Below are 14,745 nucleotides of genomic sequence, written 5' to 3'. Positions count from 1 at the left end.
CAACGCGCCCCGGGATCTAAATGCTGAAAATGACCCTCAGAAGGGAGGCAAGGGCAGCGCGATAGAAAAAGGCTATAAATTCCATAGGCTGCTACTTTTCCAGGATGGTCTACCCTCATTTCAGACGTCTGAAACAAGGGGGGCTATCTCATGCTCGCGCAACTTCCACCGGCCTTACAGAATCTGCATTTACCGCTTCGGCTGCGGCTCTGGGACGGTCATGAATTTACGCTGGGTGCCGATCCCAGCGTCACGATCGTGGTCAAGGACCCACAGATGGTCGCACAACTCACCCATCCCAGCCTTAATTCATTGGGAGCGGCGTTTGTAGAAGGCAAGCTGGAACTCGAAGGATCGATCCACGAAGTCATCCGCGTCTGTGATGAATGGAGCCAAGCCCTGCTGGCCGAAAACGTTGATTACCTGCCGGTACGCTCGGTTCATGACAAGGAAGCCGACGCCAAGGCGATTTCCTACCACTATGACCTTTCCAACGCCTTCTATCAGCTCTGGCTCGATAGCGACATGGCCTATTCCTGTGCTTACTTTGAGACCGGTAGCGAAACCCTTGAGCAGGCTCAACAAGCCAAATTCCGCCATTTGTGCCGCAAGCTGCGCCTGCAACCGGGAGATTACCTGCTGGATGTGGGCTGCGGCTGGGGCGGGTTGGCGCGTTACGCGGCGCGGGAGTTCGGCGCTAGGGTCTTTGGCATTACCCTGAGCAAGGCGCAACTGGCCCTGGCTCGGGAGCGGGTCACGGCTGACGGCCTGGATGGTCAGGTGGAGTTGCAGTTGCTCGACTACCGGGACTTGCCCCAGGACGGTCGCTTCGACAAAGTGGTGAGCGTCGGCATGTTCGAGCACGTTGGCCATGCCAATCTCCAGCAGTACTGCAAAACCCTTTTCGGCGCGGTTCGCGAGGGTGGCTTGGTGATGAACCATGGCATCACCGCCAAGCACACGGACGGTCGCCCGGTCGGACGTGGTGCGGGTGAATTCATTGAGAAGTATGTGTTCCCCAATGGCGAGTTGCCGCACCTGTCGATGATTTCCGCCCAGATCAGCGAAGCGGGGTTGGAGATTGTCGATGTGGAAAGCCTGCGCATGCATTACGCCCGCACGCTCGATCATTGGAGTGAGCGGCTGGAAGACAACCTCGCGGCCGCCGCCAAAGAAGTGCCGGAGCAAGCGCTGCGGATCTGGCGCCTTTATCTGGCCGGATGCGCCTACGCATTCGCCAAGGGCTGGATCAACCTGCACCAGATCCTGGCGGTGAAGACGCACGCCGATGGCAGCCATGAGTTGCCCTGGACTCGCGACGACATCTATACCCCTTGATCAGATGGGTGCCACTTAGAGTATCGGGGAAATAAGCCGGGCGATCCGCATGCCGATCTTCTGCAGGCGGTGGGTCTCCCGGCCTTCCTGTTTGTCTATTTCCAGCGCTTGGGCGAAGTCGTCCTCGAGCATCTGCTCGACCTGAGTGGCGAACGAAATATCCACGGTCAGTAGCATCACCTCGAAGTTGAGCCGGAACGAGCGATTGTCCAGATTGGCACTGCCGATGGCGCTGATTTCACGGTCAATCAGCACGACTTTCTGGTGCAGGAAACCCGGCTCATAACGAAATACCCTCACGCCGGCCCGTACTGCTTCGAACGCGTACAGGCTCGACGCCGCGTAGACGACCTTATGGTCCGGGCGTGATGGCAGCAAGATGCGCACGTCTACCCCGCGCAGTGCCGCCAGGCGCAACGCAGCGAATACCGCTTCATCAGGAATGAAGTACGGCGTGGTGATCCAGACACGCTCGCTAGCCGCATGGATCGCTTCGACAAAAAACAGTGAACAGGTTTCGTAAGCGTCGGCTGGGCCGCTGGCCAGCAATTGGCAGAGCACGCCGTCATCCGGGTATGCGTCCGGCAGGATGAGCGGTGGCAATGAGCGGGACGCCCAGAACCAGTCTTCGGCAAACGACTCTTGCATGCTCGCCACGACGGGCCCGCGTACTTCGACGTGGGTATCGCGCCATGGCGCCAAGGGCGGCTTTTCCCCCATGTACTCATCGCCCACGTTATGTCCGCCGACGAAGCCCAGGACGCCGTCCACCGCGACGATCTTGCGATGGTTGCGAAAATTGACCTGGAATCGGTTGAGCCAGCCGCTACGGGTGGCGAAAGCTTTGACATGGACACCGCCGTCGCGCAACGCCTGGACGTAGCGGTGGGGCAGGGAATGGCTGCCAATGCGGTCATACAGGAGATACACCGCAACGCCTTCGGCGGCTTTCTTCAAGAGCAGCGTTTTCAGACGTTGGCCGAGGCGGTCGTCGTGGATGATGAAAAACTGAATCAGCACCGCTTCTCGGGCTCCCTCAATGGCCTCGAAAATTGCCTCGAATGTGGCGAAGCCATTGATGAGCAAGCGCACCTGGTTGTTCGCCAGGCACGGCGTGCGCCCCAGCTTGGGCATCGCCCGTAATGCGGCGTAGGCTTGAGAGGCGCGGGCGGTGAGAGCTTCTTCGACCCATGGCCGCCAGTTCAGCTCGGAGACGGCTTTGCGCATTTCTTCGTTGGCTTGCCGGCGCGCCTTGATATACCCATCGAACGTGCTCCGGCCGAAAACCAGATAGGGAATCAACGTCAAATAGGGGATAAATACCAACGACAGGGCCCAGGCGATGGAACCCTGAGCGGTGCGTACCGTCAGCACCGCGTGAACGGCGGCGATAGAACCCAAAGTGTGAAGCAATGCGATCAGGTAACCGAAAACATGCGGGCCGAAATAATCCATGGGGCAGCCTTGCTCCTGAAGTCTCAATGCTTAACAGACCATGTTCCACGGCGGATGTCGCTATTTAATTCACGTCTGCCGAGCCTGAACCGAAGCCTGTGGGAGACGTCTAACGGCCACCTGTCCTCTGGAGTGCTTGTGATGAAAGTTTGTCTGCTGGGTTTGGCCCTGACGGTTGGTTTGTCGGTTTCTGTGGCGGCTCAGGCGCAGATGCTTCAACCAGGTTTGTGGGAACTGACTACAAGCAATATGAAGGTCGACAACCAGAATCTGCCAGACCTGCAACTGATTCTTGGCCAACTGCAAAACCAGATAACCCCGGAGCAACGGGCGATGCTGGAAAAGCAGGGCATCACCATGGGCGGAAAGGGCATTCGCGTATGCCTGACCCCGGAACAGGTCCAGACCAATGACATTCCGCTGCAAGACCCGCAATCAGGGTGCAAGCAGCAGATCACCGAGCGGACCGGCAATCAGTGGAAGTTTCGTTTCAGTTGTCCGAAAGCCCAAGGCAATGGGGTCGCGACATTCCAGAGCGATCGGGAATTCACGACGACGGTGAACGGCACGTTCAATGCCACCGGCATCCAGCAGAACGGCAGCCTGGATACCCGCGCCGTATGGTTGGGGCAGGATTGCGGGACGGTCAAGCCGAGGGCTTGAATCCTGCTCTGGCGTACATGATCTGGTTGATCTGTGGCAGCAAGGCGCGTGCGCATCGCGAGCAAGCGCTGCTCCCACAGAAGTTCTTTCAAGAGCGCTTGCAAATCATGGCCGGCTCAACGCTTCGTACAATGTATTGAGGTTGTACTCGAACAACCCGATGAAGGTACTGGCCGGTCCGCTGGCCGCCAGCGCATCGGAGTACAGCGTGCCGCCGATGTGCGCACCGCTTTCAGCCGCTATCTGCTTGAGCAGGCGCGCGTCTTTGATGTTCTCCATGAACACGGCTTTTACTTTCGCTTTGCGTATCTGGGTTATCAGCGCCGCGATATCGGCGGCCGAGGGATCCCGTTCAGTGGACAGCCCCTGTGGCGCGATAAACTCGATGCCATAGGCCTGTCCCATATAGCCGAAGGCATCGTGGGACGTCACGATCCTGTGATTGCCCGGTGGCAAGGCGCCAAGCTTGGCCTTGGCATCGGCGAGCAGCGCGTAGATCTTTTTCAGATAAGCCTGGCTGTTACGTTCGTAGTCGGCCTTATGGGCCGGATCGGCGGTTTCCAGCGCCTTGGTGATGTTCCTGATGTACAGCTCGGCGTTTGCCAGGTTATGCCAGGCATGCGGGTCGGGAACGGTCTCGCCGTCTTCATCCAGTGAACGAGGAATAACGCCGCGGCTGGCGCTGATCACCGCTGCGCTGGTTTCGGTACTGGTGATCAGGCGATCCAGCCAGGGTTCAAAACCCAGGCCATTCTTGATGATCAGTTTGGCCCTGAGCAACGCCTTGGCGTCGTCTGGCGTAGGTTCGTAGGTGTGTGCATCTGCGTCCGGCCCCACCAGGTTGGTGATCTGGATATGCTCGCCGCCGACCTCTTGGGTCATGTCGGCAAGGATGCTGAAGCTGGTCACCACTTGGAGCTTTTCGGCGGCAGACGTCGACAAGGACAGCATCAGACTGAACAGCACGAGCAGAACGCGCATCGGGAAACACCTCATTGGGATGTGAGTAAAGGCGGGCGACGCAGCAAACCGTGCACCGGACCGAACACTACGGACAGCAGATACAGCGCGCCCGCCACCAGTACGATGGCCGGCCCGCTGGGTAGCGAGAAGTGGAATGACAACAGCAGCCCGAGCCACACCGACAGACATCCAAACAGCGCCGCGATTCCCATCAGAACCGGCAAACGGCGGCTCCAGAATCGTGAAGCGGCAGCAGGCAACATCATCAGGCCGACCACCATCAGTGCGCCGATGGCCTGGAAGCCGATGACCAGGTTCAACACGACCAAGGTCAGAAACACGCCATGGGCCAGAGGGCCCAGACGGCTGACGGTTTGCAGGAAAAGAGGGTCCAGGGTGTCCAGCAACAGCGGTCGGTAAATCAGCGCCATGGCGAGCAGGCTGATCCCCGAAACCCAGAGCATGCCGGTAAGTGTCGGGCCATCTACCGCCAGCGCGGAGCCGAACAACAGGTGCAGCAAGTCCAGGCGTTTGCCGGCCATACCGAGAATCAACACACCGGCGGCCAGGGAAATGGGATAAATCGCCGCAAGGCTGGCGTCTTCCCGCAGACCGGTGCGACGGGTAATCCAGGCCGCCAGCCCGGCCATGCTCAAGCCTGCACCGAGTCCACCCAGCGTCAGGGCTGGCAGGCTCAGCCCAGCGAACCAGAAACCCAGTGCTGCTCCGGGCAAGATGCCGTGAGCGACGGCATCGCCTATCAAGCTCATGCGTCGCAGAATCAAAAACACGCCAAGCGGTGCCGTGCTGCACGCCAATACCAGGCCACCCAGCAGTGCCCGGCGCATGAAGACAAATTCCTGAAAGGGTTGCCAGAGATGGGTGGCCGCGAGCATCAGGCCACCTGCGTGAAGGGTTGTTGGGTAATCAAATCGACACTGCGGCCCAGCGTGCAGCCGGCCTGGCTGACCCGTAATGTGTGAGGAATATGTTGGCGCACCGCGGCGAGATCATGACACACCACCACCAGGGTACGGCCTTCGGCATGCCAGCCGTGAATGTGCTTCCACAATAGCGCCTGGCCTTGTTCGTCGAGGGCGGCGTGGGGTTCGTCGAGCAACAGCAGAGGCGCTTCGGCCAGACTCAAACGGGCGAGAAGGGCGCGTTGCAGCTCGCCTCCCGACAACGCCATCAACGAGCGATGCTCCAGGCCATCCAAAGCCCAGTCTTGCAGTACGGCTTTCAATCGATGGCGGCGCATCGCCGGCGTGTGTCTGCTACCCCAGGATCCCGCCGCCACCAGCTCTTGCAAGTTGATTGGAAATTGCCGGTCCAGATGTTGCTGTTGCGCCAGAAACGAGACGCTGCCGCGACGTGGAACATCCAGTTCGACTTTCCCGGATAGAGGTTTTTGCAGGCCCGCCAGCACTTTCAGCAGGCTGCTTTTGCCCGCACCGTTGGCACCGACGATGGCCGTCAGGCTTCCCGCCGGCCGTTCTATGTTCAGCGGTGGTGTGAGGGGGTGGCCCGGGGCGCCCCAGCGCAATGACTGGCAACGAATCACAGTGCCTCCCTGACCCAACGGCTTTGTGCCACAGCGTCATGGGCATGCAGACTTTCGGCGTGCACCACTCGCACATTGAGGCTGGCGATATCGGGGGATCGCCGCAACGCCATGCTCAGCCGCCGCGCGGCGTCTTCACAGAACATCAAGTTTTGACCGTTGGCGAGCGCGAAGGCTTGCTCATCGGCCCGTTTCACTGCGGTTTGTACAGCCGTGCCGAGGGCCGCTTCAGCTTCGTTAATGATGGACAGCAGCGGCAGCTCGTCGACGCCCGGGTTCAGCCGCAGATTCAAGGTGGCCGTGCTGCGCTGACTGTGCGGCGTGGCGACGATGCCTTTTGATGAGCCAAGCCAAGCCAGGACGCTGGCGTGCTCGAGTGCCTTATTGGCAAAGTCGTCTACAAATTGCTGCTGGATTAACTGACGAGCGAGCGCGGCCGAGCAAGGGCAGGTGGACGAATAGGCAATCTGAATGTTCAGTTCCACGTGGAACACATCATTTTTCAGGTGGGCTTCGATGTTGATCGGATAGCGCTTCCAGCCAGCCAGTGGGCTGACGAGCGCTGGGCGCTTGAACAGTAGATCGGTGCGAACGCTCAGCGAGGCGGCGGCGGATAGGCCTGTGTGACTGTCGAGGAATTGCTGGAGGATTTGGCGTAACAGCATGGGAGACAGCGCCGCGTCTTCGAGCAGCTCGAGCGCCAGATACAATCGTGACATATGGATGCCACGGGCTTCACCGTCGTCAAGGCTGACACCGGCATCAGCGATCGCGTTGAGATGTTGACCGTCGATCAATACGGGTACCGCGATGCCGCACATGCCTACCCAATCGAGGGGCAGGGACTGGCGCGAAGCCTGCGCAGCAATGTCCGGCAGAGTTAACGCATTCATATTCAACGTCCGTCATAGGCACACAATAGATGTTATACTATAACAATGTACGCGACGAACACTATTCATGAACGCAGTTTCATTTTACTCAGCGGGATGGCTCACGAACCGTTCCACGTGAAACATCAGCGGGGTGCGTCCTGGCAACCGCTTATGCGTCCGCATAGGAATTTCCCAGTGCTTCCACCCGAGCTCGAGAAACGATTGATTGTCGTCCAGCCTACGCGCCGGCTGTATCCCACCCAGCTCTCTCCGTCAGAAGCTATTCCGGTAAAGAACGTCAGTTGGCCGTAACGGCTAGTGGTTTGGGCCCAATAGCGCCGGCCAGTCACTTCAAATCCGCGCAGATAAAGGGTGTTTCCGGCCGTCATGACACTGTAGGCATTGCCTTGCCCATCCACACAGGCCAGTAAATTCGCGCTGCGAGTGCAGTTTGCCAACACAGGACTTTGGGCTGAGACATCCAGCGCCAACAGCAGCATCGGGCTTGCGAATACGAATTTCAGAAAATTGCGCATGTTTTTACTTCAGATCGGTTGAACAGCGATGCTGGTTAAATGTTGTTGTTATACTATAACATTAAAAAAGCTTAGACCTTGAACCGAACCCAAGCCTGAAGAAAGAGCCGCGACATGCGTTCAAGCGCGTCAGCGCGGCCCGCCCGATGAGGATATACCTGTGCCCAATCGTCTTCCCGTCACCGTGCTGTCCGGATTTCTCGGCGCCGGTAAAAGCACACTGCTCAATTACGTCCTGCGCAATCGCGACAACCTGCGCGTCGCTGTGATCGTCAACGATATGAGCGAGATCAACATCGATGGCAGCGAAGTCCAGCGAGATGTCACCCTAAGCCGGTCTGAAGAGAAACTGGTGGAGATGAGTAACGGCTGCATTTGCTGCACGTTGCGTGAAGACCTGCTGGAAGAAGTCGGCCAGCTCGCCAGGGAAGGCCGCTTCGACTATCTGCTGATCGAGTCCACGGGGATTTCCGAACCCTTGCCGGTGGCGGAAACCTTTACTTTTCGCGATGAACAGGGCCGCAGCCTGGCCGATGTGGCACGGCTCGACACGATGGTGACGGTGGTCGATGGCGTAAATTTCCTGCTGGATTTCCACGCTGCCGAAAGCCTCGCTTCACGAGGCGAAACCCTGGGGGAGGAGGACGAGCGTTCCATTACTGATCTGTTGATTGAGCAGATCGAGTTCGCCGATGTGATTCTGATCAGCAAAATCGACTTGATCGGCCGTCACGAACGGGAGGAGTTGATCGCGATTCTGGAACGGCTCAACGCCCAGGCGCAGATCATTCCCATGGTCATGGGCCAAGTACCGCTGGAAAAGATCCTCGACACAGGCCTTTTCGACTTCGAGCGCGCGGCCCAAGCACCGGGCTGGCTACAGGAACTGCGCGGTGAGCACGTGCCCGAAACCGAAGAATACGGTATCGCTTCGGCAGCTTACCGGGCGCGCCGGCCATTTCATCCCCAGCGTTTTTTCAGCTTTATCGACCGTTCGTGGACCAATGGCAAGCTTCTGCGCTCCAAGGGCTTCTTCTGGTTGGCCAGCAAACATGAGGAAGCGGGCAGTTGGTCCCAGGCCGGCGGCTTGATGCGACATGGATTCGCCGGGCGCTGGTGGCGGTTCGTGCCGAAAAGCCAATGGCCGCAAGATGAGGAAAGTACCGCTGCCATCCTGAAAAACTGGCTTCCCGCCACCGGTGATTGCCGGCAGGAGCTGGTATTCATCGGCCAGAATATCGACTTCACGCAACTGACTGCCGAGCTGGACGCTTGCCTGCTCAGTGACGCGGAAATGGCCCTGGGTGTCGACAGTTGGCGCTTGCTGCCGGACCCGTTCGGCCCCTGGCATGACGAGGCCGCAGCGTGATGCTGGCGCCCAGTGCGAAGCGGGAAGTGCAGGTACGCCAGGTTCAGGGCGACACCCCGCGGATCCTGACGCAAATTCTGGACGACGATGCCAACCTGGCGGTCTGGCAACGTCAACTGCCGGTGCACATCAGCGATTTTGCGGCCATGGTGCTTTCCATGGGTCAGCCTTTGGCCGAATCGCGGGTGCTCGACCTGCCGCAGGAGGACGCGCAACCGGCACTGGATGGTCTCGCCGCAGGCTTTGGCGATCTGCAGGGCTATGAAGGCTTCATCAGCGATGTCTCCTGGCTGATCAGTGCGTTTACCTGCCTGCTGGGCGCCAGACGTGTCGGCCTGCGCCTGCGAACGCTGGACAAGGCCATGTGCCCGCGTTTTCACGTCGACCATGTGCCGGTACGGCTGATCACCACGTACGCCGGCGTGGGTAGCCAGTGGCTAAAGGAGGGTGTGATGGATCGTCGATGTCTGGGGCAATCTGAAGCTGAACCGGTTGACCCGCATGCGGTTCAGCAGCTTGCCTGTGGCGATGTGGCGCTGCTCAAAGGCGAGAAGTGGCATGGAAACGAGGGCATGGGCCTGATCCATCGCTCGCCGCAGCTGGCGCCGGGGGAGCGTCGATTGATCCTTACTCTGGACTGGCTCGCTTAAGGTTTGAGCCAGTTGCCCTGACTCTGTCCTTCACAGAACGGCTGCAGATAGGCCGCATCGCTGGCCACGCCGTAATAGTGAATATCCTGGCGGTAGGGCATATTGGCGACCTGGGCATTGCTGCAGATGCCAAACGCGCCGCCAGGGCATTGATCGACGTACTGCACCTCGACTTTTTGTCCGGCAAGGTTTGGCTGGCAGAAGCCGTCGGCGAACAGTTTCTGTGGAATATTGCGGTTCTGCTGGCAGACTTTCACATCGAGCCGTTCTGCCTGGCTATGCACGACACAAGCCTGGGCCAGCGCCTGGCTCGACGTCAGCGCCAATAAAAAACAGCCGATCAACCGCATGTTCACCTCCATCGAAAGCCGCCGATTATGTTGCAGAACATTCCCACCCACGTCATCGCAGGCCCTTTGGGTGCTGGCAAGACCAGCCTGATCAAGCAATTGCTGGCGCAGCGCCCGGCGAATGAGCGCTGGGCGGTGCTGATCAACGAGTTTGGTCAAATCGGCCTGGACGCGGCGTTGCTGACCCAGACTGCCGATGGTATCGCACTGGGCGAAGTGGCCGGGGGCTGTTTGTGTTGCGTCAACGGCGCGCCATTTCAGATCGGCCTCGCTCGTTTACTGCGCAAGGCGCGCCCGGATCGACTGTTTATCGAGCCCTCCGGCCTGGGCCATCCGGCGCAGTTGATGCGGCAACTGAACGAAGCGCCATGGCTCGGCGTGCTGGCGGTTCAGCCTTGCGTGTTGGTGCTTGATGCCCGAGCGATGGCGGATGGCACGCCGTTGCTCGACGCCCAACGGCAAACTCTGGCCGATGCAGGGTTGGTGGTGCTGAACAAATCCGAGCACCTGAGCGAAACCGAACGCCTGGGCATCACTGCGCAACTGCCGGAGATTGCCTTGTACTGGACCCGACAGGCAGCCTTGCCGATCGAGCGACTGCCAGGTCTTGCAGCTCGGGGAAGTGGGGCTGTGGATGACGTGAGTCTGCCCAAGGAGGTGGGACAGATGCCGGCCGTCTGGACCGACCCGACATCGCCCATCTGCCTGTATCAGCAACAGGAAGGCGGCTGGAGTATTGGCTGGCGTTGGCATCCGAGTCAGCGACTGGACACGGCGACGCTGACGCGCTGGCTGCAAGGTTGCGGCTGGAAACGGGCGAAGATGGTTATCCACAGCGCCGATGGCTGGGTTTCAGCCAATGCGCTGGAGGGCGCGACGCTGCGGTGGCAGGCGAGCGAGTGGCGCCAGGACTCACGAATCGAATTGATTTTTGATGGACCTCAAGACGCGGCGGCGCTGCAAGCCGGTCTGGCGAACTGTCGGTGCCCGTGAGTCAGCCTTGCTTCAAGGCTTCCACTTGTTGTGTTCCTGGCGCCACTGACTCAACTCGATGACTTCGGCCCTGGGTCTGGTCTGGACCGGTTCGATCGGTGTCGGCGCTGACTCTTCGAACGGCATTGGGTAGGGCGCCAGCTCGATTTGCGCGCTGTGGGCCCCGAACTGGGTAATAGTGCCCGAATGGCGCGATTCACCCGTGACGGTGAATTCGAAGTTATAGATACGGGCCAGGCGCCGGCGTCCGCTGGCGTCTTTGACGAACCCAATCTTTTTCAGCGCCACGTTGCCATCCAGCAGCTCGATCTTGAGGTTGGCGCAATGTTGCATGACCCTCGCCAACGCTCGTTCGCGCAAACCATGGTTGTGCCACAGCCAGGCGCCGGCGGTAGCCAGCAGCATCAGCACGAAAATATTTCCAAGGGTCAGCATGAACGAAGTGCTCCTACAAGTTGCTGTCAGCTTAACTGTGTCCCCGGTCTGTCGTACAGGCTGCGTTTAGTCGCATACTGCGCGGCTTGAATTTCATTCGTTTTACGGAAACATCCCGCATGAAACGTACCCCTCATCTGCTTGCCATCCAGTCTCACGTGGTCTTCGGCCACGCCGGTAACAGCGCTTCAGTCTTTCCTATGCAGCGGGTTGGGGTGAATGTCTGGCCGCTCAACACCGTGCAATTTTCCAATCACACTCAGTACGGACAGTGGACCGGCGACGTGCTTGCCTCTGATCAGATACCGGCATTGGTAGAGGGGATCGCGGCGATCGGCGAGCTAGGCAATTGTGACGCGGTGTTGTCCGGTTACCTGGGCAGCGCCGCCCAAGGACAGGCGATTCTGGCGGGCGTGACCCGAATCAAGGCGTGCAATCCCAAGGTAATTTATTTGTGTGATCCGGTCATGGGGCATCCGGAGAAGGGTTGCATCGTGGCGCCCGAGGTGAGCGATTTTCTTCTGGAACAAGCTGCCAGTGTGGCGGACATCATGTGCCCGAACCAGCTGGAGCTGGACAGCTTTTCGGGACGCAAGGCGCAGTCGCTGCTGGACTGCGTGGCCATGGCTCGCGTGCTCCTGGCCCGCGGACCCAAAGCGATACTCGTCAAACATCTGGCCTATCCGGGTAAGCCCGAGGACAGCTTCGAAATGTTGCTCGTGACCGCTGATGGAAGCTGGCATCTGCGCCGTCCTTTGTTGGCTTTCCCTCGCCAGCCGGTGGGGGTGGGTGACTTGACCTCGGGACTGTTCCTGGCGCGGGTGTTGCTGGGTGACAGCCTGGTGGCGGCGCTTGAATTTACGGCCGCAGCCGTGCACGAAGTCCTGCTGGAAACCCAGGCGTGCGCCAGTTACGAGTTGGAACTGGTACGCGCCCAGGACCGGATCACCCATCCGAGGGTAAGGTTCGAAGCTGTACCAATCAGCCTCTGATCAACGCCAATCCCTGTGGGCGCGAGCCGGGCGGATCTGTTAAGGCCCGTCGGCCTTGATTTCCTGATACCGCCTCTCCAGCTCCTGGCGAATCTGCCGACGCTGCTGGGCTTGTTCGTAACGGCGTTTTTCTTCGCTGTTCTGCGGTTGCAATGGCGGGACAGCGGCGGGTTTGCGCTGGTCGTCCACCGCGACCATGGTGAAGAAGCAGCTGTTGGTGTGGCGCACCGAGCGTTCACGAATGTTCTCGGTCACGACTTTGATGCCCACTTCCATCGAGGTGTTCCCGGTGTAATTCACCGACGCCAGAAACGTCACCAATTCACCGACATGAATCGGCTCGCGGAAAATCACCTGGTCAACCGACAGCGTCACTACATAGCGCCCGGCGTAGCGGCTGGCACAGGCGTAGGCGACTTCGTCGAGGTACTTGAGCAGGGTGCCGCCATGGACATTGCCAGAGAAGTTGGCCATATCGGGGGTCATCAGCACCGTCATCGACAGCTGGGCGTTTCCGGGTTCCATAACGTACTCACGGTTCAAGGCAGCAATTTCGGGAGTGCACCTCTGCGGGTGCTGGAAGGTTTTCAAACTACCAGTATCGGGACGCTGCGCCTGTGGCAGCCGTCACGCCCCGGTGGATCTGTTTCCATATATTGCACTGTCTTTTTGTCGGAAGTCGCGGTGGTACCCTTCAAAAGCCCCTTGCGAGGGTATTTCCTACAATGGAAACGGGCTTATCCAGCTCTGTGATAGGTCATTTGAACAGGGAGCCCCACCATGCATGCCATCAGTTTTATTCAAGACCTGGCGATCATCATGATGGCAGCGGGGCTGGTCACAGTACTCTTTCATCGTTTCAAACAACCGGTGGTGCTGGGTTACATCGTTGCTGGCTTCATCATTGGTCCGCATACCCCGCCTTTCGGTTTTATCCACGACGAAGAGACGATCAAGACCCTGGCCGAGTTGGGGGTCATCTTCCTCATGTTTTATCTGGGCCTGGAGTTCAGCCTGCGCAAGCTGTTCAAGGTGGGTGCCACGGCGTTCATCGCGGCGTTCCTCGAAATTGTGTTGATGATCTGGATCGGCTACGAAATCGGCCGCTGGTTCGATTGGAACACCATGGACTCGTTGTTCCTCGGGGCAATCCTGGCCATCTCTTCGACCACCATCATCGTCAAAGCCCTCAATGACCTGAAGATGAAGAACGAGCGCTTTGCGCAGTTGATCTTCGGGGTCCTGATCGTCGAAGACATCCTGGGCATCGGCATTATCGCCTTGCTGTCGAGCATCGCTGTCAGCGGGACGGTCAGCTCCGGCGAAGTGTTCTCCACGGTCGGCAAATTGTCGTTATTCATGATTGTCGCCCTGGTGATCGGCATTTTGCTGGTGCCCAGGCTGCTGGCTTACGTGGCGAAGTTCGACAGCGACGAGATGTTGCTGATCACCGTGCTGGGCCTGTGTTTCGGCTTTTGTCTACTGGTGGTAAAGCTGGAATACAGCATGGTGCTGGGAGCGTTTCTGATCGGCGCGATCATGGCCGAGTCGCGGCAGTTGCTGAAAATCGAGCGGCTGGTGGAGCCGGTGCGCGACCTGTTCAGCGCGATTTTCTTCGTCGCCATCGGGCTGATGCTCGATCCGGTCATATTGCTCCAATACGCTTGGCCGATTGCCGTGATTACCGCCGCAGTGGTGCTGGGCAAGGTGCTGTCCTGCGGCCTCGGTGCTTTTATTGCCGGCAACGACGGGCGGACCTCGCTGCGAGTCGGGATGGGCCTTTCGCAGATTGGCGAATTTTCCTTCATCATCGCATCGCTGGGAATGACCTTGCAGGTCACCAGCGATTTCCTTTATCCGGTCGCGGTGGCGGTTTCGGTACTGACCACTCTGCTGACCCCTTACCTGATCCGGGCCGCCGACCCTTTATCGGTCAGGCTGGCTGCCGTTATGCCACAACGGCTGTCGAGGGTACTGGGAATGTATGGCGAGTGGCTTCGCAGCATTCAACCCCAAGGGGAAGGGGCGCTGTTGGCCGCCATGATCCGGCGGATTTTGCTGCAGGTGGGCATCAACCTGGCGCTGGTCATCGCGATTTTCCTCGCCGGTGGCTACTTTGCCGAACAGATGTCGGCCTATCTGCAAGCCTGGATCAGCGACCCGAGTTGGCAGAAGGCGCTGATCTGGGGCGGGGCGTTGTTGTTGTCGCTGCCATTTTTGATCGCCGCGTATCGCAAGCTCAAGGCGTTGTCGATGCTGCTGGCGGAAATGGGCGTGAAGCCGGAGATGGCCGGCCGTCACACCCAGCGCGTGCGTCGAGTGATCGCAGAAGTGATCCCGATCCTCTCGCTGCTGATGATTTTCCTGCTCTTGGCAGCCTTGTCGGCCAGTATTCTACCGACCAACAAGTTGCTGGTACTGATCGCGGTGGTGGCCACGGCCGTGGCGGCATTGCTCTGGCGCTGGTTCGTCCGTCTGCATACGCGGATGCAGGTGGCCTTGCTGGAGACCCTGGACAATCACAAGGAATCGTCCGGGCATTGACCGACGGCGGGCGTGCGG

At 59.2% G+C, this 14,745-nt stretch carries 16 protein-coding genes; 7 read left to right on the top strand and 9 right to left on the bottom strand.

All coding sequences use genetic code 11. The annotated features are described in order from the left end of the window. Positions 1–150: 150 nt before the first annotated feature. On the top strand, positions 151–1,338 hold the full coding sequence (gene cfaB / locus BM132_RS19035; RefSeq protein ID WP_092399559.1) for a C17 cyclopropane fatty acid synthase CfaB: 1,188 nt from the start codon (positions 151–153) through the stop codon (positions 1,336–1,338). 15 nt (positions 1,339–1,353) lie between these two features. Here cfaB and cls read toward each other — a convergent pair whose 3' ends face one another. Further along, a complete protein-coding gene (gene cls, locus BM132_RS19030; protein ID WP_092457806.1) occupies positions 1,354–2,793 on the bottom strand; it encodes a cardiolipin synthase in 1,440 nt (479 codons plus the stop codon). 141 nt (positions 2,794–2,934) lie between these two features. Between cls and BM132_RS19025 the strand changes: the two genes are divergently transcribed. Further along, positions 2,935–3,456, top strand: a complete 522-nt coding sequence (locus BM132_RS19025) for a DUF3617 domain-containing protein (protein WP_092457803.1) — start codon at positions 2,935–2,937, stop codon at positions 3,454–3,456. 105 nt (positions 3,457–3,561) lie between these two features. On the opposite strand, the gene BM132_RS19020 is transcribed toward BM132_RS19025, so the two are convergent. From BM132_RS19020 to BM132_RS19000, 5 genes are all read right to left on the bottom strand, one after another. Beyond that, positions 3,562–4,437, bottom strand: coding sequence for a metal ABC transporter substrate-binding protein (locus BM132_RS19020; protein ID WP_092457800.1), 876 nt, complete (start codon positions 4,435–4,437; stop codon positions 3,562–3,564). A gap of 11 nt (positions 4,438–4,448) precedes the next feature. Next, the gene (locus BM132_RS19015; protein WP_092457797.1) at positions 4,449–5,315 is read right to left on the bottom strand and encodes a metal ABC transporter permease; all 867 of its coding nucleotides are present in this window, start codon (positions 5,313–5,315) and stop codon (positions 4,449–4,451) included. Next, positions 5,315–5,983 carry a metal ABC transporter ATP-binding protein gene (locus tag BM132_RS19010; RefSeq protein WP_092399549.1) on the bottom strand — a complete coding sequence of 223 codons (669 nt, stop codon included), beginning with the start codon at positions 5,981–5,983 and terminating at the stop codon, positions 5,315–5,317. Before BM132_RS19010 ends, BM132_RS19015 begins: the two co-directional genes overlap by 1 nt. After that, the gene (folE2, locus tag BM132_RS19005; RefSeq protein ID WP_092457794.1) at positions 5,980–6,876 is read right to left on the bottom strand and encodes a GTP cyclohydrolase FolE2; all 897 of its coding nucleotides are present in this window, start codon (positions 6,874–6,876) and stop codon (positions 5,980–5,982) included. The genes BM132_RS19010 and folE2 overlap by 4 nt, the downstream gene beginning before the upstream one ends. Positions 6,877–7,001: 125 nt before the next feature. Beyond that, positions 7,002–7,394, bottom strand: a complete 393-nt coding sequence (locus BM132_RS19000; protein ID WP_092457791.1) for a glutamine synthetase — start codon at positions 7,392–7,394, stop codon at positions 7,002–7,004. 160 nt (positions 7,395–7,554) lie between these two features. On the opposite strand from BM132_RS19000, the gene zigA reads away from it, so the two are divergent. Together zigA and BM132_RS18990 are read left to right on the top strand one after the other, a co-directional pair. Then, positions 7,555–8,763 (top strand): zinc metallochaperone GTPase ZigA, encoded by a 1,209-nt coding sequence (gene zigA / locus BM132_RS18995; RefSeq protein ID WP_092457788.1) that lies wholly within the window; start codon positions 7,555–7,557, stop codon positions 8,761–8,763. Beyond that, positions 8,763–9,413 (top strand): DUF1826 domain-containing protein, encoded by a 651-nt coding sequence (locus BM132_RS18990; protein ID WP_092457785.1) that lies wholly within the window; start codon positions 8,763–8,765, stop codon positions 9,411–9,413. The genes zigA and BM132_RS18990 overlap by 1 nt, the downstream gene beginning before the upstream one ends. On the opposite strand, the gene BM132_RS18985 is transcribed toward BM132_RS18990, so the two are convergent. Next, a complete protein-coding gene (locus BM132_RS18985; RefSeq protein WP_092399539.1) occupies positions 9,410–9,763 on the bottom strand; it encodes an NADH:ubiquinone oxidoreductase in 354 nt (117 codons plus the stop codon). The two genes, BM132_RS18990 and BM132_RS18985, sit on opposite strands and share 4 nt — an antisense overlap. Positions 9,764–9,790: 27 nt before the next feature. Between BM132_RS18985 and BM132_RS18980 the strand changes: the two genes are divergently transcribed. Next, entirely contained in the window at positions 9,791–10,756 is a 966-nt protein-coding gene (locus tag BM132_RS18980; protein ID WP_092457782.1) for a CobW family GTP-binding protein, read from the top strand. Between the two features lie 12 nt (positions 10,757–10,768). Here the strand turns inward: BM132_RS18980 and BM132_RS18975 are convergent, their stop codons facing one another. Next, on the bottom strand, positions 10,769–11,191 hold the full coding sequence (locus BM132_RS18975; protein WP_047226690.1) for a DUF3301 domain-containing protein: 423 nt from the start codon (positions 11,189–11,191) through the stop codon (positions 10,769–10,771). 119 nt (positions 11,192–11,310) lie between these two features. On the opposite strand from BM132_RS18975, the gene pdxY reads away from it, so the two are divergent. Then, positions 11,311–12,183, top strand: a complete 873-nt coding sequence (gene pdxY / locus BM132_RS18970) for a pyridoxal kinase PdxY (RefSeq protein ID WP_092399535.1) — start codon at positions 11,311–11,313, stop codon at positions 12,181–12,183. 39 nt (positions 12,184–12,222) lie between these two features. Here pdxY and BM132_RS18965 read toward each other — a convergent pair whose 3' ends face one another. Beyond that, positions 12,223–12,708 carry an acyl-CoA thioesterase gene (locus BM132_RS18965; protein ID WP_047226692.1) on the bottom strand — a complete coding sequence of 162 codons (486 nt, stop codon included), beginning with the start codon at positions 12,706–12,708 and terminating at the stop codon, positions 12,223–12,225. A 255-nt stretch (positions 12,709–12,963) separates the two neighbouring features. On the opposite strand from BM132_RS18965, the gene BM132_RS18960 reads away from it, so the two are divergent. Next, the gene (locus BM132_RS18960) at positions 12,964–14,727 is read left to right on the top strand and encodes a cation:proton antiporter (RefSeq protein ID WP_092457779.1); all 1,764 of its coding nucleotides are present in this window, start codon (positions 12,964–12,966) and stop codon (positions 14,725–14,727) included. Positions 14,728–14,745: the final 18 nt, after the last annotated feature.

The organism is Pseudomonas sp. NFACC45, from assembly GCF_900113505.1.
In the GTDB taxonomy this organism is placed as follows: domain Bacteria; phylum Pseudomonadota; class Gammaproteobacteria; order Pseudomonadales; family Pseudomonadaceae; genus Aquipseudomonas; species Aquipseudomonas tehranensis.
This window is presented reverse-complemented; position numbering and strand designations above follow the sequence as displayed.